Below are 20070 nucleotides of genomic sequence, written 5' to 3' on the forward strand. Positions count from 1 at the left end.
GGCAACCATGCCATTGGTGCAGCCGGCCGCGCCGCCGCTGGATGTCGACCGGGTGCGCCGCGACTTCCCCATCCTTTCGAACCGCGCCGCCGGCAAACCGCTGGTCTATCTCGACAGCGCGGCGTCCACACAGAAACCGACTCCGGTAATCGAAGCCATGAACGCCTTCTATCGCGAGGGCTATTCCAACATTCACCGGGGCCTCTACGCGCTCAGCATGGAAGCCACCGAGGCCTACGAGGAAGTTCGCTGCAAAGTGCAGCGGTTCATCAATGCCCGGGAGTCCCGCGAGGTCGTGTTCGTCAGGGGAACAACCGAGGCCATCAACCTGGTGGCCGGCACACTGGCCCGCCAGCGGCTCGAGGCCGGCGACGAGATCCTGATCTCGACCCTGGAGCACCACTCCAACATCGTGCCCTGGCAGAGGATCTGCGAGGAAAAGGGCGGGACTCTGCGAGTAGCCCCCATCGATGACAACGGGGAAGTCCGCCTGGAGGCCTTTGAAAAGGCTCTAGGCTCCCGAACCCGCCTGGTGGCCATCGCCCACGTCTCCAACGCCCTGGGAACCGTCAATCCCGTCGCCGAAATGGTTCGGATGGCCCATCGCCGGGAGATCCCGGTGCTGGTGGACGGAGCCCAGGCCGCTCCCCACCTCCAACTGGACGTTCAAGCCCTGGACTGCGACTTCTATGCCTTTTCGGGACACAAGGTCTACGGTCCCACCGGAGTGGGCGTTCTCTACGGGAAAGCGTCCCTGCTGGAAGCCATGCCGCCCTACCAGTGTGGAGGCGAGATGATTCGTTCGGTCTCCTTCGAGCGCACCAGCTACAGGGAGATCCCCTACCGGTTCGAGGCGGGGACGCCCGATATCGTCGGGGTCATCGGACTGGGAGCTGCCCTGGACTACTTGGACGCCATCGACCTGGAAGACATTGCCGCTCACGAAGCTGAGCTCTTGTCCTACGCGACCGAAGCGCTCGCCTCGGTTCCGGGAGTACGAATCGTCGGTCGAGCCGGGCGCAAGGCAGGCGTGCTCTCCTTTGTGGTCGAGGGCGCCCACCCCCACGATATCGGGACCATTCTGGACCGGGAGGGAATCGCCATTCGCGGCGGCCATCACTGCGCCCAGCCGCTGATGGAACGCCTGGGACTGCCGGCCACGGCCCGCGCCTCCTTCGGTCTCTACAACACGCAGGCGGAGGTGGACCGACTGCTGGATGGGGTTCGCAAGGTCAGGGAGATTTTTGGTTCATGTCCGAGTTGATGGACCTCTACCAGGAGGTTATCCTGGACCACACGCGGAAGCCGCGCAATTTCGGCAGCCTGGATAGTGCCACCCACCGGGCCGAAGGCCACAATCCGCTCTGCGGGGATAAAGTGTCGGTTGCCCTGGAGCTCGACGGGGACGTCGTCCGGGACATTCGCTTCCAGGGCAAGGGTTGCGCCATTTCCACCGCTTCCGCCTCCATGATGACCGAGTTGCTGAAGGGCCAAAAAGCCGCTGTTCTCACCACGGTCTTTCGTCAGTTCCAGGACCTGGTGACCGGCAAGACGATCGAGCCGCCGGAAGATCTGGGGAAGCTGGTGGCTTTTGCCGGCGTGGCCGCCTTTCCGGTTCGGGTCAAGTGCGCCACCCTGGCCTGGCACACGGTCAAGGCCGCCCTGGAGAACCGGGAGCAATCCGTTACCACCGAGTAGGCGGAAGCCAAGTTTCCGAGGTCTTGGCGAGCCAGCGCCTCAGACCGACTAACCATTGAATTGTTGATTGCAGATTTCCGGTTGTCGATTCGGCAGTAAGCACAACTGATCTTGCCTCAAATCAAAAATCCGCAATCGAGAATCCGAAATTTAAGGATGCGACCATGACCACCGACACCACCCCCAGCGAGTCCCCTCCCTCGGAAGCGTTGAAGCAGCGGATTATCGAGGTGCTGCAAACGGTTTACGACCCTGAAATTCCCGTCAACATCTACGAGATCGGACTCATCTACGAAATCGATATCGATCCCTCCAATGCCGTCAAGATCCAAATGACCCTCACCTCGCCGGCCTGTCCGGTTGCCGGCACACTGCCGGGCGAGGTCGAATCGAGGGTTGCCGGGGCGGAAGGGGTGTCCTCTGCACAAGTCGAATTGGTTTGGGATCCGCCCTGGAGTCCGGCCAAGATGTCGGAAGCCGCCAAGCTGCAATTGGGGATGCTCTGACCCCGACATTTCCTGTTGAATTCTGCCCCAAAAGAAATCAGACTTTTTGCATGAACCTTCCGAATCTGCTGACCCTGTCCCGCATCTTCGCGGTCCCTCTTCTGGTCGTCGTCCTTCTCACCCGAGTTTACAACCCGGAAAGGCAGGTCGAGAGCCTCTCCGTCATCCTGGCCACCGTGATCTTTCTCGGTGCCTCCATCACCGACTACTTCGACGGCTACCTGGCTCGACGGCGCCGGCAAGTGACCACGCTCGGCATGCTCCTGGATCCAATGGCGGACAAATTACTGATTTCGGCTGCCTTCATCTCGCTGGTGGAGCTGGGTTGGGCGCCTGCCTGGATGGTGGTGATCATCGTGGGGCGCGAGCTGGCCATCACGGGTCTTCGCAGCATCGCGGCCAGGCAGGGACTCACTATCGATGCCTCGGAGCTGGGGAAACTCAAGATGGTCTCGCAGGTGCTGGCCGTTACCCTGATCATTCTGAGCAATCTTGTCTTCTGGTTAAAACCGCTCAGCCTGATCGCGCTTTGGCTGACGGTCATCTTCGCCCTGGCCTCGGCCGTCGACTATTTCCGAAAATTCTGGAAGGCGGTCGGACTCCGCGGCCAGGCGAGCCGCGGTGAAAAGCCCGTACTCCTGAAAAAAAGCCGGAGCGATGTACCCACTCAATAATTCCGCGCGGGACTATCTCCTCAAGGCCGCCCGCTCGACGATTGAAGCCTACCTGCGGTCGGGGGTGCGGCCCGTTCCCGATCCTCCCTCTGCTCGAGAACTTCTCCAGAAACGGGGTGCCTTTGTCACGCTCTACCTCAGGGGGCGTTTGTGCGGGTGCGTCGGCTACGTCTGGCCCTTGACTCCCCTTTACCGGGCCGTGCCGGAGTGCGCCGTGTCTGCTGCCGTCGAGGACGCCCGGTTTCGACCTTTGAACCTGACAGACCTGCCCGAAACCGAAATCGAGCTCTCGGTACTCTCCGGGCTGGACAGGGTCGGCGGCGCTTCCGAGGTCCTGGTGGGAACCCACGGCCTGCTGGTCAGCCAGGAGACACGGCGCGGCCTCCTGCTGCCGAAGGTCGCGGTGGAGCACCGTTGGACCCCTGAGCAGTTTCTGGAACAGACCTGCCTGAAGGCAGGGCTGTCCCCCCAGGCCTGGACGAACGGAGCCACCGTCGAGAGATTCACCGCGACGGTCTTTGGAGATAAGTGGAGAGTGAAGAGTGGAGAGTGAAGAGTTGTCGGACCAGGGTTTCGAGCAAGTTCCGCCCCCGCCCTCGACGACGGGACGGATCATTCGAGAGTGAAACAAGAGAAGTTCATGGCCTGTCGGGAACAAGATGATTGAACATCGATGCACAGGATGCACAGGATTAACAGGATGAGAGCTTCCTGCACGAGAAGCCGGCTCGGGTGACGATCCGGTCCGGGATTGCGGATACCCAGAATTACAGGACACCGGACTCCCAAGACCATATCCTGTGTATTCTGTATATCCTGTGCATCGATGTTAATAATCCCTGTAACTCTTATCGTCCACTCTTGGAAAGCCTTCAACTTGCAGGAGAAAAAAGGCTTATGCTAAACTCGATAGTCAACTGCCGTTCCCGTAACGGAGCAACCTGAAAGCCGCCGCCCATTCACTCCCGACAAGCGCTGCCGGCCCCTCGCCATCCCCCCATGTCTCCATCTCCCAACGGAAAAATATGCACCGTCATCCGGGAGTGCGACCCGGGCGACTTCGAAACGGCTATTCTGGAGAGCCGCCGGGATTCGGATCTGCTGGAATTTCGACTCGACTTCCTGGACCCTTTCCAACTGACCCCGGAACGGATGCAGGACTGGGTCGCCCTGGCGGGTGTGCCTGTCATAGGGACGCTCCGCAGAAAACCGTTTGGAGGACGGTTCGAGGGAGGAGCGTTCGAGCAGCTGGAGGTGCTGGGAAGGATCAGAGGCGCCGGATTTTCCTTTCTGGATATCGAGGTGGAAACGCTGGAGGCAGTGGGTCCGGCTCCATTGAAAAAGATCAGGGACGGGTCCTGGAGGTTAATCGGGTCTTACCATGACTTCCGGGAAACTCCCTCGGATCTGCAGTCCATTTTCCAGCGGATTCTGGCGGTCAATGCCGACGTGGTGAAGATCGCCACCCTTGCGGCCGATTTTGCAGACAATTTGCGTCTGCTGGAGCTGGTGTCACAGGGTCGGCGGCAGGACCTCCCCGTCATTGCGGTGGCCATGGGGGAATTGGGCGTCTATTCCCGCCTGGTGGCTCCCAGCCGGGGAGCCATGCTCACCTACGCATCCACACGGGCGGGCCAGGAGACGGCCCCCGGGCAATTCACCTCCCGGGACCTGAAAGGCGTCTACGGCTTGAATACCATCGATGCCGATACTCTTTTTTATGGGGTGATCGGCCACCCCATCGGTCACTCCCTGTCTCCACAGGTGCATAACCACGCCTTCCGGCATCTCGGACTGAATTGCCGCTACCTGCCCCTGCCCACGCCCAAACTGGAAGCGTTCGCGCCCTATCTGAAACGCTTCGGCGGGCTCAGCGTCACCCTTCCGCACAAGGTCCCGGTGTTGCGGCACGTGGACGAGCAGCATCCGAGCGTGGCGGCATGCGGGGCCGCCAACACCCTGGTCCGGCGGGAAGATGGGCTGTGGGCTTACAATACGGACCTGGACGGCGTTCGCCATGCCTTGCGCGATTGCCTGGATGGCTCGCCAGGCCGGGCCGTGCTGCTGGGAGCCGGCGGAGCTGCCCGCTCCGCCGGCGCCGTGATGAGGGACGCCGGCTGGCGCGTCACCGTCCTTGCGCGGAACAGGTCCAGAGCCGAGGCGCTGGCCAGGGACTTCGGGTTCGAGGCGGACTCGCTGGAGCGTTCCAGCCGTTACAGCGGCGATCTTCTGATCAACGCCACGCCGGTGGGCATGTCCCCAGCCATCCATGAGAGTCCGGTGGCCGGAGAGGCACTGAGGTACGGCACGGTGTTCGATATGGTCTACAATCCCCTGGAGACCCGTTTGCTTCGGGAGGCACGAAATCGGGCCCGGGTGGTGAGCGGCCTGGAGATGTTTGTCGGACAGGCCGCCCGGCAGTGCTTTCTGTGGACCGGCCGCGAGGCCCCCCTGCATGGGATGCGGGAGGTCGTGCTGAGACGAATGATGAATGACGAATGATGAATGGGGAATTGTTTGGTCGATGGGTTGAGCGTGGGGAAAAGGGTTATTCGGGAAGGGACGCGAAGGAATAGGAAGGGGCACGAAGGGGCTGAAAAAGCACTTGGGTGTCGCGTGTTGATTCGTGTCCATTCGGGGTTCGCCTTCACGAACAATCAGTCTCTTCTCCTCGAAAGATCCAATCAGCGGGGCGGGACTCCACCGACCACTGATCACCATCAACTCTCCACTCTCAATTCACCGTTCATCAATCATCATTCATCATTCATCATTCCTCACTCTCCACTCTCCACTGTCTGAAGCAGGGGTGTTTCGAACCAGGACCATTTCCCATGGGCGCTGCCTACTCCATTCAGGTTCCGGCAAGTTCCACCAATCTGGGGGCCGGGTACGACGCTTTGGGGCTGGCACTGGGCCTCTACCTCAAGGTTCAGGTGCAGGAGTCCGGCAGCGGTTCTCCGGAAATCCACATGGAGGGAGAAGGGGCCAGGGAATTGCTCAGTGTCCGCGAGAACCTGATGTGGAAGGTGATCGCGCGGGTGTTTCAGGGGGAGGGGCGGCCCCAGCCTGCGCTCAGGCTGGAGGTGCAGAACCAGATACCTCTGGCCCGCGGGCTGGGCAGCAGCGCGGCGGCCATTGTGGCGGCCCTGGGAACCTACGAGGCCCTGGTGGGGAAGGAGCTGTCTCAAGAGAAGTTCTTTGGCTACGCCCTGGAGTTCGAGTCCCATCCCGACAACCTGACGGCGGCCCGTTTCGGCGGCTTCACCGTCAGCTGCGTCGACGAAGGGGGGAGGGTGTCGTTCTTTCGGACCCGAGTCGCGGACTCGCTGAAGGTCCTGCTGGTGGTTCCCGACATCCAGTTGCCTACCAGCGAGGCCAGGGCAGTGGTACCAGGCCAGCTCAAGATGAATGACGTAGTATTTAACCTGCAGCGCAGCTCTCTTACGGTAGCGGCCTTGATGGCCGGGCAATTTCGGTTCCTGCGGGAATCGCTCCGCGACAAGGTGCATCAGCCCTACCGGGCGCCTCTGATTCCGGGACTGCAGGAGGTCCTGGCGCTCAAGGGGGGAGAGATCCCCGGCCTGCTGGGACTCAGCCTGAGCGGAGCGGGACCCAGCGTGGCGGCTTTCATTCAAGGGGACGGCGGGGATGTGTTCAAGCAGGTCCAGTCCATCTTCAATCGAAACGGCGTGGCCTGCCGGCCGCTCGAGCTGAAGATCGACAACCGGGGAAGGAGCATCCGCCAGAACTGAGGGTGGGCGCCAAGCCTGCAGCGGTCTGCGGCAACCAATGCGATGAAGACCTTGACTCAAGTTCCGCTGGGCACTCAGGTGCTTTTCGGACCGGCGGTGAAACGCCGCCGGCGGCTGGAGAGGCTCGTCTTCTCCATCTTCAGCCGTTGGAAGTACGAGGAGATCATCCCGCCGATCTTCGACTACTACGATGTCTTCTCCAAGGGCATGGGGGCGGAGCTGGAAGAGGCGCTCTATCGCTTCGTCGACCGGGAGGGGAATCTGCTGGCGCTACGCCCGGAATTCACCTCCCTGGTGGCCAAGACCGTGGCCACCCGCCTGCAGGATCGGCCCAAGCCCTTGAGGCTCTGCTATTGCGGCGATGTGCTGCGCTACGAAGCCCCCAGGGGCGGGAGGCAGCGCGAGTCCTTCCAGCTTGGAATCGAGAACATCGGCGGTGAGAGGATCGCCTGCGACGCCGAGGTCATCCAGGTCGCCATGGAAGCCCTGCAGCGAGTGGGCATCGACCGCTTTCAGTTCAACCTGGGCGAGATGGGTTTCTTCGCGGGCCTGGTGGAAAGATTCGGCCTCTCGGCTCAGGAACTCTCCAGAATCAGGAAGCTCATCGACCGGAAAGATCCGGTGGGCCTGCAGGCCGAGATGGAACGCCTGCAGCTGTCCCCCCGGCGCCGCGAGGTGTTGCAGGCGCTGCTTCACCTGACCGGCAACGGCGAAACCATCGACGCCGCCCGCCGGCTGGTGTCCAATGAGAGATCCCTGGCGGCGCTGGACAATCTGGCGGGGCTCTACGCGGAGTTGCAGCGCCGCAAGCTCGCCCAACACCTGACCATCGATCTGAGCGAAGTCAGGGGGTTGGACTACTACACCGGCATCATCTTCAAGATCTATGTGCCAGGGTTGGGGTTCGAGGTGGGCAGCGGCGGCCGCTATGACAACTTGTTGAAGAACTTCGGCTGCGATCTTCCTTCGGTCGGGTTTACCTTCTTCCTGGAACGGCTGATGGCCCTGCCGCTGAAACTGCGATGAGCAAACCGATGAAATCCGAGGAGATCCTCTCCGTGGCTCTTTCCAAGGGCAGGCTTCAGGACGCGACCCTGGAATTGCTGGGTCGGGCGGGCGTGGAGCTGGACACTTCCGAGGCGGATTCCAGAAAACTCATCTTTCGGGACAGGAGCGGGTGTTTCCAGTTCTTCATGCTCAAACCGGTGGATGTGCCGACCTACGTGGAGTATGGCGTCGCCGACCTGGGTATTGCCGGATGGGACGTGTTGCTGGAATCGGAATCCGACGTGCATCAACCTCTGGATCTGGGGATCGGCCGATGCATCATGGCGGTCGCGGGTCCCAGAACCACGGCGCGGAAGAACTACCGCGAATTGTCTGCCGTTCGCATCGCCACCAAGTATCCCCGGGTCACTACCGATCACTTTACGCGGCAGGGCGTCCCGGTGGAGATCATCACCCTCTCCGGCAGCGTTGAGCTGGCTCCCAGGCTGGGACTCTCGGAACGGATCGTCGACCTGGTTGCCACCGGGCGCACCCTGGCCGACAACGGGCTGGAAGTCATCGAGCCGATCTGCGATGTCTCGGCCCGGCTGATTGTCAACCGGGCCAGCTACCAGGTGAAACGCCAGGCGGTGAGCCGTCTTATCCAACGGCTGGCGGACAGTTTGAACCGATGATTCCGATTTACCCGTGGCCCGGCGTCGAGGCCGGCGCTTACCTGGACAAGGTTGGTTCTCGAGGAGGGCAGGCCGACGGGGAGTTGCAGGCGGGCGTTGCCGCCATCCTGGCTTCGGTGCGGGAAAAGGGAGATGCCGCCCTGAGGGAGTGGACCCTGCGTCTGGATGGATTCGAACCCGGCTCCCTGAAGATCGACCCCGAGGAAATTCGCTCCCTGGCCGGCCGGGTGGATGCCGAGCTGCGGGAGGTCCTCCGCCAGGCCCGCGAGAATATTGCTGGCTTTCACCGCCGACAGCGCCAGGAGTCCTGGGAGTTCGAAGCCTCGGATGGGGTCAGGCTGGGGCAGCGAGTCATGCCCCTGTCGAGCGTGGGTCTCTATGTGCCGGGGGGGGCCGCGGCCTATCCGTCCAGCCTGCTCATGAACGCTGTCCCGGCGCAGATCGCGGGAGTGAGCCGGATTGTGGTGACCACTCCCTACGCCCGCTTTCAGGCCAACCCTGTGGTGGCGGCGGCTCTGACCGAACTGGGGCTGGAGGAGGTCTACGGGGTCGGGGGAGCCCAGGCTATCGCCGCCCTGGCCTACGGGACTGAGACCGTCCCCAGTGTCGACAAGATCGTGGGTCCCGGCAACGCCTATGTATCGGAGGCCAAAAGGCAGGTCTTCGGGCAGGTGGATATCGACAAGATTGCCGGCCCTTCCGAAGTCGTGGTGGTTGCCGACGATTCGGCTCATCCGGACTATGTCGCCGCCGATTTGATGGCCCAGGCCGAGCACGACGAGGCGGCGGTGGCGCTGGCCATCGTATTTTCCAGGGTCCAGGCCGAAGCCATCCGGGCCAGCCTCGACCGTCAGATTTTGGAGTTGAGCCGGCAGGCGACCATACGAATGGCGCTGGAAAACTATGGAGCCGTCCTGGTCGTGAGTGAACCCGGTGAGGCAGTCGGGATCGTCAACCGCATCGCGCCCGAGCACCTGGAGTTGTTGACCCGGGATGCCGAGACACTGGGTCGGCAGGTGGAGGCCTGCGGGGCCATTTTTTTCGGTTCCGATTCCTGCGAAGCGGTGGGCGACTACTTTGCGGGCCCCAACCATGTTCTGCCGACCGGCGGCAGCGCCCGTTTCGCCTCGCCCCTGGGCGTCTACGATTTCGTGAAGCGGACCAACCTGGTCAGGTACACTCGTGCGGCTCTACGCAAGCATCATCGGTCCATCGAGCGATTCGCCCTGGCCGAGAAGCTCGATGCCCACGCCCGCAGCGTCCGACTGAGAATGGAGAAAGGCAGTGGTTAGTGATCAGTGGATAGTGGTCAGTTATTTGATCGATGCGTTAAGCCTCGGGAAAAGAGTCATCTACGAAGGACACGAAGTCATGCCAAGGCAACAAGGTTTTTGACCCATTGTTGCGCCGCTGGTCGTTGAAGGAGGTTTGTCTTTATTGGCGATTGGGTGTTTTTCTTTGAATGATCCGCACGGCAGGGCGGAGACCCGGCCAATCACAACTAGCCACTGATCACTAATCACTGCCGTTAAGCCATGTTCAAGAAAACACTCAACTGGGCTGTGCTGGGAGTGGGGCAGATTTCCGAGGTGGTGGCCCCCGCCATCAGGGATTCCGACTGGGCCGTCCCCTATGCCATCGCCAGTCGAACTTTGCACAAGGCCGATGGATTCGCCCGGCGGCACGGTTTTACCAGGAGCTACGGGTGCTATGAAGCCGTACTGGAAGATCCCGCGGTCGATGTGGTCTACAACCCCCTGCCCAACTGGCTTCACTGCGATTGGACCGTTCGCGCCCTGGAGGCGGGAAAGCACGTTCTCTGCGAGAAGCCTCTGGCCGAGGACATGGCCGAGTGCCGGAGGATGGTTGCCGTTTCCAGGCAGTGCGGCAGATCGTTGATGGAAGCCTTTGCCTATCGCTTTCATCCCCAGACCGCCAGGGTCAAGGAACTGGTCAGCCAGGGCCGTGTGGGCGAGCTCCGCCTGATTCGATCCTCCCTGGGATTTCCGCTCGACTTCAGCCGGCCCAATGTCCGGCTCAAGCCGAGTCCCGGCGGCGGAGCCCTGATGGACGTGGGCTGCTACTGCATCCATGCGATGCGCTACCTGACGGACGAAGAACCCCAGACGGTCCTGGGACGGAGCCAGGGTGTCCCGGAGAGCGGCGTGGATCTGACATTCGGCGGGATGCTGATCTTTCCGGGCGGGTGCCTGGGATTGTTCAGCGGCAGCTTCCGCACCGCCCCCGACTTTCATCTGGAGATCGTCGGCTCCCGGGGACGCCTGCTGGTTCCGTCGCCATTCAAGCCCGACCCCAGCCGCAGCGTCCTGCGGTTGGAAGTGGAAGGAGAGGCCCGTGACCTGCCTATTCGAAACGGTGGCAACATGTATCGACTGCAGGTCGACCACTTCAGCCGCTCCGTCTTGGACGGCCGACCCTTGTCCTTGCCCTTCGAGGATGCGCTGGGTAACATGGCGGTGATCGAGGCCCTGCGGAGTTCAGCCCGAACCGGCCGGGAAACCCCGATGGGCGAAGGCAGTTAAGCGCCCCGGGGGCATCGATTCCGTCCCGGTTTCACTCCGCCGGTCCGTCCGCCGGACCCCGGCCTGTCAAGGCCGGCTGCAAGCCAATGATTCCCAAGCTCTCGCCAATGCACGACATCATCATCATCGGCGCGGGGCCTACGGGGTTGGCCTGCGCCATCGAGGCGGAAACGCGGGGACTGGATTACCTGGTGATCGAGAAGGGGTGCATTGTCAATTCGATCAAGAATTTCCCGCTCCAGATGACCTTCTTCACCACTCCGGAACTGCTGGAAATCGGCGGCATGCCATTTGTGACTCCCTACCAGAAGCCGACTCGACTGGAGGCCTTGAAGTACTACCGGCGAGTTGCCGATACCTATCGGCTGAAGCTGCATCTCTACGAAACCGTTTTGAGCGTGGAAGGCCGTGACGGCAATTTTCAGATCAAGACGGAAACTCGGGATCGGCAGGGCCGCCATTACCGGGCCCGCAAGATCGTCCTGGCCACCGGGTACTACGACATCCCCAACTTTCTGAATGTCCCCGGAGAAGACCTGCCCAAGGTAACCCACTACTACAGGGAAGCCCACCCCTACTACGGCATGGACGTGGCGGTGATCGGGGGGAAGAACTCGGCCGCCGTGGCCGCCCTGGATCTCTACCGTGCAGGGGCCCGGGTCACGCTCATCCACCGGGGGAGCCGACTGAGCTCAAGCATCAAGTACTGGATCAAGCCCGATATCGAAAACCGCATCAAGGCCGGGGAGATCCAGGCCCGGTTCGACACTACCGTGGTGGAGATCACTCAGCGGACCCTGGTCTTGCGGCACCGCTCGGAGGAGAATGTCGCCCTGGAAAACGACTTCGTGTTCGCCATGACCGGTTATCGGCCCGACCTGGAATTCTTCCATACCATCGGGGTTCGCCTGGACCCTGAAGATCAGCGGCCCCTGATCGACAAGGAAAGTTACGAGAGCAATGTTGCCGGAGTCTACCTGGCAGGTGTAGTGGTCGCGGGGATGTTCACCAACGAGGTCTTTATCGAGAACGGTCGATTTCATGGTAAAGTTGTGGTGGATCACATCACGGAGCGACTGAAGAAGCGGGCTGTTTCGTGACCTCGGGCCCCCGGCGCAACGCCGGGTGTCGAACCCGGCCGCCTGAAACCGGGAATCCCCGGGGTGCGGTGAGAATAGCCATGGCTGCAGCAGGAGGAGAGGGCACTGGCCGCGGACCTACCGTCATGGCTGGCGGGAGCGACGCAGTGTCGGCTCTCGACTCCAAGGGGGTGCGCGGGCCCAAGGCTGGTCGGGCCGCCGGCTCCAATGGCGAATCGGCGGTTCCGGAGTCCGGACGTCCGGTTTCCCCTTCGTCCCGGCTGCCCCCCGACTTGTCCCTCTCGCCCGGGCTGAAGGAGCGGGTGCTGGAGGCCGCCAGGAATGTGAGGCCCGAAGCAGCCGGTGACCGGGTTCGCACGCTCCCCACATCGCGGGAGGCCTTCGGCTTCCGGGACTGGCTTCCCTGGATCTGCGCTGCCGTGGCAGGTCTGGCGCTGGCGTTCTCCATGGAAAATCTGCGCCGCCTCGACCGGGAAGTTGCCGTCCATCAGGCCGGCATGGTCGAGTTGGCCGGTCAGGTTCGCGAGCTTCAGGCCAAACTGGACCGCGAGAGCGGTGCTCCGCTGTTTCCGAGCGATCCCGGCGTCCGGGCCCTGCTCCTGTTGGGGACCCCCAAGAGTCCCGAGGCCAGGGGAGCGGTGTTCTGGAGCGGCCAGGAACGCAAGGCGCGCCTTTACACCTCCAGGCTCCCGCAACTCTCCCGGGAAAAGACCTACCAACTCTGGCTGATCTCCGACAAACCGGTGGGTGCGGGGACCTTTCGAGTCAATCCCGCCGGACAGGGCTATCTGGAGGTAGTCGACCTTGACGGGACGGCTCCGCCCGTGGAGATCGCCGTTAGCATGGAGCCTGCCGGGGGGGCTCCCCGACTCACGGGGGACGTTTACCTTGCGGGGTCGTTTTAGGGATGCCCGTCCTTGGCAAGAATTTCCGATTTAATCCTTCTTAGTTTTTTTTCGTGGTCCTGCGTGCCCCTTCGCGGAAATCTCTTTTTGTCTCTTCGTGGATGCCCTTCGTCGAGGAGCTTCCTCACTAAGACAATCGTTGCGCTGCCGGCTCTGATCCTTCTCGGTGCCGTCCCGGTCCCGGCGCACGACTTCGCCTTCACCGAGGCCACCCTCCTGATTCAGCGGGAGGGGGCCTACCGGATCGACCTACGGGTGGATGTGGATGCCCTGGCCCTGGGGGTCTCTCCAACCACGGATTCGGCGGAGGTGGTGGCCGAGTTGCAGGCCATGAATCCCGACGAGCTGGCCGAGGCCGTGGAGAATGCCCGGCAGACGGTGCTGCGCCGGGTCAGGCTTCGTTTCGACGGTGTCAAGCAAAGGCCCGAGATCAGCTTTCCCGAGCAGGGAACCGAGCTGGCTCTCGAGAACGAGCTCCCCACTCTACTGGGACTGACGGCCAGGCTTTCGGGAAGGGTGCCCGCCGGGGCCGAAGCCATCACCTTTGGGGCCTCGCGGGCCTTCAAGACGGTCCACCTCACCCTGCTGGATCAACGCACCGGCCGGTCCAGCCGGCAGGTCCTGGGAGTCGGGCAGGACAGTTCGCCCTATTTCCTGCGGGGCGGGGGAGTTGTGGAGGGGATGGGGAGGGTCGCATTCAGTTATCTGATTCTGGGGTTCGAGCACATTCTTCCCGCCGGGGCGGACCACATACTGTTCGTGCTGGGCCTGTTTCTCCTGGGGCGGCGGTTTCGACCGCTTCTGTGGCAGGTGACCGCCTTTACTCTGGCCCACTCGGTGACCCTGGTCCTTTCGAGTTATGACCTGGTGTCGCTGCCTTCACGGCCGGTAGAGGCGCTGATTGCACTCTCCATCGCCTACGTGGCCGCCGAGAACCTGGCCACCTCCGAGCTGAAGCCCTGGCGCCCGGCGGTGGTATTCGCATTCGGCCTGTTGCACGGGTTGGGATTCGCCGACGTTCTGCGAGATCTGGGTCTGCCGGAACAGCACTTCATGACCGCCCTGGTGGCCTTCAACGTCGGGGTGGAGCTGGGGCAGGTCGCCGTCCTGCTGTTGGCCTTTGCCGCGGTGGGATGGTTCCGGAAGGAACCCTGGTACCGCAAGGGCGTGGTCCTGCCGGGTTCGATCCTCATCGGCGCCATCGGCCTCTACTGGTTCCTGGAGCGGGCGTTTGGGTGAGGGGGAATGAAGTTTGAAGTTTGAAGGGTGAAGGTTGAAGGGTGAAGTTTGAAGTTTGGAATGTGGGAAGTGATTTGGAGTGTGGGGAGTGGTCAGGCGAGGGTTCGGGGAGCAGATGGCGTCGTAAGGGACGGGCGCTCGGCAGTTTTGGATGGGTGTCGCGTTTCGGAAGGGTGCTTCTTATTCGCCGCATTCACGGCTGGGTTGGCGCGGAATCCATACGACCCCGGGCTGCCGCCCGGGGCTACCCTGAGACGCTGCTACGCAGCTCTATAAGGATGGTCCGTAGTCAACGTTTCCTTGCCTACCAACTCCAACCGCAGCTACGCAGCTCTCGCCGAATACACGACTCTGCAGGGGGACGGGTATTTTTTGATGACAGTGTTCCAGCCGCCAGCTCGGAGACTCCAGTAAGCCGCGAAGCTCCGCAAGCTAACCCACGGGTCGGAGAGAATGCATGGACGAAGCCAAGGACTGCTCCTACCCCATGGAGTACACCGAAGAGGAGTTGCGGCGGCTTCGGTTTCAGGGACGGTACTGGGGAGGGATCAGCCTGGAAGTGTTAAGGCAGGCCGGTATCGGAACCGGCATGCGCGTACTGGACCTGGGTTGCGGGGCCGGTGATTTCAGCCTGCAGGCCGCCGAGCTGGTGGGCCCCTCCGGGTCGGTCCTGGGCATTGACCGTTCACCCCAGGCAGTGCAACGGGCCGACCGGCGCGCGGCTGCGCTGAAGGTAAACCACCTGCGCTTTCAGGCGGCCGATCTGGAGTCGATCGACCTCCCCCTCACTTTCGACGCCCTCATCGGCCGCTTCATCCTAATGTTCCTGGCCGACCCGACCAATACGCTAGCCAAGATGATTGATCGGTTAGAACCCGAAGGAGTGGTGGCCTTCGTCGAAACCGACTTGTCAGTCGCCCGTTCCATCCCGGCCGTACCCAGGGTCGAGACCGCGCTGGAGTGGATCCGGGAAACCTTCCGGCAGGCCGGGATCACCCTGGACCTGGGTCCGCGATTGTGGCGTCTCTTCCGGGACGCCGGACTGGAAGAACCCCGCCTGGTGGTGCGCCAGAAGTTGCATCCGGCGCCTTGCAGGGACGGGGTCCGGTGGGTCTCGGAGTTGGTGCGGAGCCTTGTTCCCGAGATGGAACGGCTCGGGGTTGCCTCGGCGGAGGAGGTAGGAATCGAGACGCTTGAAGAGGAGTTGCACCAGGAACTGCTGAGCCGGGAGGCTACCCTGTGCACCCCGCTGGTCGTGGGAGCCTGCAGCCGGGTCAGGGCATCGTGAATCTGCTTCCGTTGCACCTGTTAAGCGTAATTGGGGTACCGACATACCTCGCCGTCGCATTCGGGGCCCATCGGAATCGCCGAGCTGGCGCCTGGAACACTATCATCAAAAAATACCCGTCCCCCTGCAGAGTCGTGTATTCGGCGAGAGCTGCGTAGCTGCGGTAGGAGTTGGTAGGTAAGGAAACGTTGACTACGGGCCATCCTTATAGAGCTGCGTAGCAGCGGCTCAGGGTAGCCCCGGGCGGCCGCCCGGGGTCGTATGGATTCCGCACCAACATAGCCGCGAATGCGGCGAATAGGAAGCACCCGTTCGGGAACGCATTACTTCTCCAAAGAAACGCCGCATAGAGCTGCGAAGCTGCGCCCTCGTGTCGCCTGCAGGGTAAGCCAGGAGAAGCTCGGGAAAGGTCGCATTCAGCAGCGAATCCGTTGCATCCTTTCCGGCGGAGGCGGCAGCCCGGGGTCGTATGAGCCCGCGCTGCCTTAGCCGCGAATGCGGAGCATTAGAAGCGTCTTTCCGAGACGCTCTGCCCCTCCCCGACAACACTTCAAGAACTGGCCCGGGCAGCAACCCGACCCTATATCTCCAACACCTTGGGAAACCGTGTCAGGTTGCGATAGCCCCGGGGCGTGATCAGGATCAGATCCTCGATGCGTACGCCACCGACCCCGGGGTAGTAGAGGCCGGGCTCGACGGTGACCACCTGGCCGGCCTGCAGGATCGATTCCTTCCTGGAGCCGATATGGGGCGCCTCGTGGATCTCCAGCCCGACCCCGTGGCCGGTCCCGTGGAAGAAGCCTTGCATGCGTCCCCGCTTCAGGCCGGTAGGAAAGCCCTTCGAATCGAAGAAGTCCCGAACGGACTGGTGAATCTGCCGGCCGCTGGCTCCCGGTCCGGCCTGTGCGAGCGCCAGTGCCTGGCCCTCGGCCACGCAGCGGTAGAGCGCTTGGACCCTTTCGCCGGCTCGGCCCCGGACCACGGTTCTGGTGATGTCTCCCCAGTAGCCGTCCTTCTGCGAGCGCGGGAAGACATCCAGGATGATCGGCTGGTGGGCCGGCAGGGGGCCGTGGCCCTCGTTGTGGGGGTCGCAGCCCTGGGTGCCGCCGGCCACGATGGTGTGGGTGGCGACGAATCCCAGTTTCAGCAGCACGGTGTTGATGGCCTCCTTGACCCGTTCGGCGGTAAGGGCGCCGCCGTCCTGTTCCAGCTTTCCCCGGGAAGTGATCCGGGCCTGGCGGATGAGATCGATGCCGGCCTGAAGGCCGTCTTCGGCGGCTCGTTGAGCTCGGGTGATCTGCCGGACCTCCCGGGCTTGCTTGATCTGGCGCTGGTCGAAGAAGGGCCCCTGCTTGACCCGGACGCGCAATCCGCGCCGGCGCAACTGAAAGGCCAGTCCGGTGGGGAAGTCGAAGGGGACCAGAAGGGTGCGCACTCCCCTGCCGGACAGCAACCGGTGCAGCACCGCCGCTGTCGTGATGGCGCGCCGCCCTTCACCGTGGAGTTCCGCCTGCAGCGCCGACAGCGAAATCACTTCGTCCACCCGGGCCTGGCGGCGGGCCCGATCGATTTCCAGGTCGTTCATCACCACGTGGGAGCGCCCGCCGTGCAGGAAAAAGGCGAAGCGATCGGGGGCGAAGAATCGGGTGGCATAGAGCAGGTCCGCGTTTCGCTCGCTGGCCGCGAACAGCAGCCGGGCCTCGGTGCCAGGGTCTGTCTCGCAATGGTCGGTTTCAGCCATGAGAGGAGGATTTGCCGACCGTCTGCAGCGTATTCACGTTTCGCTCAGTGTTCGTGAGTTCGTAGTCACGTACAAGCACATCGGCTGGAAGGTTCCATTCGATCGACAAGGCCCGGATCATTGCTAGACTGAGCGGGCGGCGCCGATTGAGCACTTCCGAAGCGCGTGGCTGGGAACCAATGAGTGCCGCAAAATCTTTCTGGCGCAAGCCGCGGGACTCCATTACGTGCTCAATCGCCGAGATCGGGTCCGGTGCCTCTATGGTCCACCTCTCAGCCTCGTAGGCCTCCACAAGGGTAACCAGAACCTCGAGTTCGTCGCTTTCAGGGGTGTCGGGTGCTGCCCCCATCAGGCCGTCAATTACGGTCAATACCTTGTCGTAGTCGGCTTCGCTCTTGATCCGTTTGATTTTCATGTCACACTCCCTACTGGAAATGTGATTCAGGGACGCTCCTCAGACCGCCCGGCAGCCGTCGGCGGTTGCAGGCGAGACCCGGCCATGAGCGCACAGATGGCGTCGATGGCGCGGCGTGCCTCCCGCGGCGAACTCCGGGTGTTGTTGGCCATGATGGAAAACGCCATCCGCGTTCCGTCCAGGTTGGTGACGTAGCCGGCGAGAGAGGACACGAACTTCAGGGTGCCGGTCTTGGCCAGCACCCGGGCTTCGGCGGCTGTGCCCTTCATGCGGTTCTTCAAGGTTCCGTCCCGTCCGGCGACCGGCAGGCAGTCCCGGAACCCCGCGGCCTGCGGGTGTCGCTCCATGAACTGCAGCAGACGAACCACCGACGCGGGAGTCAGCAGGTTGGTTCGGGACAGTCCGGAGCCGTCGCTGAAGTCGAGCGACTCGGCGCCGATGCCCGCTTTTTCCAGAAAGGCTTCCAGGGCCTGCAGGCCTGTCTGCAGTGAGCCGATGCCCGACACTTCTGCTCCCAGGCGGCGGAGCAGCATCTCCCCGTAGAGGTTGCGGCTGCTCTTGATCAGTATCCTGAGGTTGTCGATCAGCGGCAGGGACTGCCAGCTTGCCAGCTCCTGCTGCTCCCGGTAGACAAGTTGTCTCTCCCGGACCCTCTCCAGGGAGATTTTTCGGTCCTCGAGGACTTCGATCGGCTGCAGGGCCCTGACCCGAGGTTGGCCGCTGACCGGGATGCCCCGCCGTTCCAGGGAGGTCTTCAGGTAGCGGGCGGCGTTGAGGGCCGGATCCGAAACGGCGAGCGCGTAGCTAAGGGTCGGACCTTTCAGGGGCAGGCTCCCCAGCAGGGTGACCCGCGACCCCGATCGGTCGGCCCCGATCCTGATATCGGGTTTCCCCCCCGGTGGCCCGGTCCCGACCCGGCTCACCACCTCCGGGCTCTGCTGGGGGGGAGTCACCTCCAGCAGCGCCGGATCCCCTGTGGCCGTGCCGGGCGAGAGCGAAATCCGGAAGACGTTCTCGAAGACGGCCAGGGCGCTGGAAGGCGCCCCGTAGTGCCAGAACGTGTCCTCCTGCTCCCAGTCGCCCCCGAAGGGTTCGTCCAGGAAAAAAGTGGTGTCGGCGAGGATGTCTCCCTCGACCCGGCGGATGCCCCGTTCCTCAAGTTGATCGGCTATTCCCTCGATGAAGGGGGACGACTCCTGGATCTGGAGGTCTTTCTCTTCCGGGTCATAGTGACGGCGTTCCGGATTGGGGTCCCCCCGGCCCGCCAGCACCAGGTTGCCGATCACTCGCCCCCGGCCGTCCAGGCGCCCCTCCAGAAAGACCGGAGTCCGGAAGCGGTGGTCCGGTCCCCACAGGTCCAGGGCCGCGGCCGCAATCAGCAGCTTCATATTGGAAGCCGGCTGGAAGCGCTTGCCTGCATTGTGGGCGAAGAGGATTTCCCGGTTGTCGAGGCGTACGACCTGAAGGCCCCAGAAGGCCGGGCGGTGCCGTGGCCTCTCGAGAAGCGAGGTAATCCGTTCCTGAAAGGAGTTTTGGCTGTTTTGGCCGAGAGCCGGCTGGAGAGCCAGGCAGATTAGAAGTAGAAGCAGCACCGCACCGGCCCGGCGACGGCCCGTTATCGGCGCCGGAGAACGGGCGGGCAATCCAGTCCTGCCGGAAGGGGATCGGGGAGTGGCCCTCATCTCAACAACTCTTCCAGGGCCGTGGCCGCATCGGTCCCGCTGTCGCGGTACTTGATAATGACGGGACAGTCGACCTGGAGGCCGTGCCGGGCGGCAAAGTTCCCCCCGGCCGGACGGCTGCCGGGAACGACCACGGCGTTCTCGGGAATGGTGAGAGGACTTTGAGCCGACCTGCGGTAGATGCGCTCGGCCACCAGGTCATAGACCGGGGTGGAGCCCGTCAGGATGGTGCCGGCCCCCAGGACGGCCCGGCTTCCGACGATGGTTCCCTCGTAGATACCGCAGTTGCCCCCGACCAGCACGTCGTCCTCCACGATGACCGGGAGGGCGCCCACGGGTTCCAGCACCCCGCCGACCTGGCTTCCGGCGCTCAGGTGGACTCGCCGGCCGATCTGGGCGCAGGAGCCCACCAGCGCGTGGGAATCGACCATGGTTCCCTCGCCCACCCAGGCCCCCGCGTTGACATACATCGGAGGCATCAGGGTGACGCGCGGGCCCAGGTAGGCTCCCAGTCGAACCGAGGATCCGCCGGGAACCAGGCGAATGCCCGGGGGAGAGTTTCTCAGGTCCTTGAGGGGATAGGTCGCCTTGTCGCTGTACTGGAAGTGTTCATTGACCGAGAAGTCCACCACCGATCCCAGTCTGAACCCCAGCAGGATGCCCTGTTTCACCCAGTGGTTGACTTGCCAGCGCCCCGCTCTCTTCTCGGCGGCCCGGATGTCTCCGCGGTCCAGGCTCTGGATGAAGGCCTCAAACAGAGAACGGGATTCGGCGTCCAGCTCCTGGGGAGACCGGGCGAAGTGCCGGGGAATCAGCCTTTCCAGTTCATCAGGGGTCATGGT

Annotated in this window: 19 protein-coding genes; 15 read left to right on the forward strand and 4 right to left on the reverse strand. The window is 62.9% G+C overall.

The window, feature by feature from the left end; genetic code table 11:
- The first annotated feature begins 7 nt into the window (after positions 1 to 7).
- The 15 genes from OXI69_03920 (at position 8) to OXI69_03990 (ending at position 15390) form a co-directional block, all read left to right on the forward strand.
- On the forward strand, positions 8 to 1264 hold the full coding sequence (locus tag OXI69_03920; protein ID MDE2665278.1) for a cysteine desulfurase: 1257 nt from the start codon (positions 8 to 10) through the stop codon (positions 1262 to 1264).
- Positions 1252 to 1698 (forward strand): SUF system NifU family Fe-S cluster assembly protein, encoded by a 447-nt coding sequence (locus tag OXI69_03925; protein MDE2665279.1) that lies wholly within the window; start codon positions 1252 to 1254, stop codon positions 1696 to 1698. Before OXI69_03920 ends, OXI69_03925 begins: the two co-directional genes overlap by 13 nt.
- Positions 1699 to 1862: 164 nt before the next feature.
- Positions 1863 to 2204 (forward strand): SUF system Fe-S cluster assembly protein, encoded by a 342-nt coding sequence (locus tag OXI69_03930; protein MDE2665280.1) that lies wholly within the window; start codon positions 1863 to 1865, stop codon positions 2202 to 2204.
- 50 nt (positions 2205 to 2254) lie between these two features.
- Positions 2255 to 2878, forward strand: a complete 624-nt coding sequence (gene pgsA / locus OXI69_03935) for a CDP-diacylglycerol--glycerol-3-phosphate 3-phosphatidyltransferase (GenBank protein MDE2665281.1) — start codon at positions 2255 to 2257, stop codon at positions 2876 to 2878.
- Positions 2862 to 3431 carry an AmmeMemoRadiSam system protein A gene (gene amrA / locus OXI69_03940; protein ID MDE2665282.1) on the forward strand — a complete coding sequence of 190 codons (570 nt, stop codon included), beginning with the start codon at positions 2862 to 2864 and terminating at the stop codon, positions 3429 to 3431. Before pgsA ends, amrA begins: the two co-directional genes overlap by 17 nt.
- A gap of 446 nt (positions 3432 to 3877) precedes the next feature.
- Positions 3878 to 5380, forward strand: a complete 1503-nt coding sequence (gene aroE, locus OXI69_03945) for a shikimate dehydrogenase (protein MDE2665283.1) — start codon at positions 3878 to 3880, stop codon at positions 5378 to 5380.
- Between the two features lie 332 nt (positions 5381 to 5712).
- Entirely contained in the window at positions 5713 to 6633 is a 921-nt protein-coding gene (gene thrB / locus OXI69_03950; protein ID MDE2665284.1) for a homoserine kinase, read from the forward strand.
- A gap of 42 nt (positions 6634 to 6675) precedes the next feature.
- A complete protein-coding gene (gene hisZ / locus OXI69_03955) occupies positions 6676 to 7659 on the forward strand; it encodes an ATP phosphoribosyltransferase regulatory subunit (GenBank protein MDE2665285.1) in 984 nt (327 codons plus the stop codon).
- Complete coding sequence (gene hisG / locus OXI69_03960; GenBank protein ID MDE2665286.1) at positions 7656 to 8315, forward strand: ATP phosphoribosyltransferase; 660 nt, start codon at positions 7656 to 7658, stop codon at positions 8313 to 8315. The genes hisZ and hisG overlap by 4 nt, the downstream gene beginning before the upstream one ends.
- The gene (gene hisD / locus OXI69_03965; protein ID MDE2665287.1) at positions 8312 to 9607 is read left to right on the forward strand and encodes a histidinol dehydrogenase; all 1296 of its coding nucleotides are present in this window, start codon (positions 8312 to 8314) and stop codon (positions 9605 to 9607) included. Before hisG ends, hisD begins: the two co-directional genes overlap by 4 nt.
- A gap of 243 nt (positions 9608 to 9850) precedes the next feature.
- Positions 9851 to 10858, forward strand: a complete 1008-nt coding sequence (locus tag OXI69_03970) for a Gfo/Idh/MocA family oxidoreductase (GenBank protein ID MDE2665288.1) — start codon at positions 9851 to 9853, stop codon at positions 10856 to 10858.
- 86 nt (positions 10859 to 10944) lie between these two features.
- Positions 10945 to 11958, forward strand: a complete 1014-nt coding sequence (locus tag OXI69_03975) for a YpdA family putative bacillithiol disulfide reductase (protein ID MDE2665289.1) — start codon at positions 10945 to 10947, stop codon at positions 11956 to 11958.
- Between the two features lie 80 nt (positions 11959 to 12038).
- A complete protein-coding gene (locus OXI69_03980; protein MDE2665290.1) occupies positions 12039 to 12863 on the forward strand; it encodes an anti-sigma factor in 825 nt (274 codons plus the stop codon).
- Positions 12864 to 12950: 87 nt separating this feature from the next.
- The gene (locus OXI69_03985) at positions 12951 to 14102 is read left to right on the forward strand and encodes a HupE/UreJ family protein (protein MDE2665291.1); all 1152 of its coding nucleotides are present in this window, start codon (positions 12951 to 12953) and stop codon (positions 14100 to 14102) included.
- A gap of 457 nt (positions 14103 to 14559) precedes the next feature.
- The gene (locus tag OXI69_03990) at positions 14560 to 15390 is read left to right on the forward strand and encodes a class I SAM-dependent methyltransferase (GenBank protein ID MDE2665292.1); all 831 of its coding nucleotides are present in this window, start codon (positions 14560 to 14562) and stop codon (positions 15388 to 15390) included.
- Positions 15391 to 15970: 580 nt separating this feature from the next.
- Here the strand turns inward: OXI69_03990 and OXI69_03995 are convergent.
- The 4 genes from OXI69_03995 to OXI69_04010 are packed head-to-tail and all read right to left on the reverse strand — an operon-like array spanning position 15971 to position 20067.
- Entirely contained in the window at positions 15971 to 17131 is a 1161-nt protein-coding gene (locus tag OXI69_03995; GenBank protein MDE2665293.1) for a Xaa-Pro peptidase family protein, read from the reverse strand.
- Positions 17124 to 17546 carry a transcriptional regulator gene (locus tag OXI69_04000; protein MDE2665294.1) on the reverse strand — a complete coding sequence of 141 codons (423 nt, stop codon included), beginning with the start codon at positions 17544 to 17546 and terminating at the stop codon, positions 17124 to 17126. Before OXI69_04000 ends, OXI69_03995 begins: the two co-directional genes overlap by 8 nt.
- A gap of 26 nt (positions 17547 to 17572) precedes the next feature.
- On the reverse strand, positions 17573 to 19228 hold the full coding sequence (gene dacB, locus OXI69_04005) for a D-alanyl-D-alanine carboxypeptidase/D-alanyl-D-alanine-endopeptidase (GenBank protein MDE2665295.1): 1656 nt from the start codon (positions 19226 to 19228) through the stop codon (positions 17573 to 17575).
- Positions 19225 to 20067, reverse strand: a complete 843-nt coding sequence (locus OXI69_04010; protein ID MDE2665296.1) for a 2,3,4,5-tetrahydropyridine-2,6-dicarboxylate N-succinyltransferase — start codon at positions 20065 to 20067, stop codon at positions 19225 to 19227. Before OXI69_04010 ends, dacB begins: the two co-directional genes overlap by 4 nt.
- Positions 20068 to 20070: the final 3 nt, after the last annotated feature.

This window comes from Acidobacteriota bacterium (assembly GCA_028875575.1).
Taxonomy (GTDB): Bacteria; Acidobacteriota; Terriglobia; order Versatilivoradales; family Versatilivoraceae; genus Versatilivorator.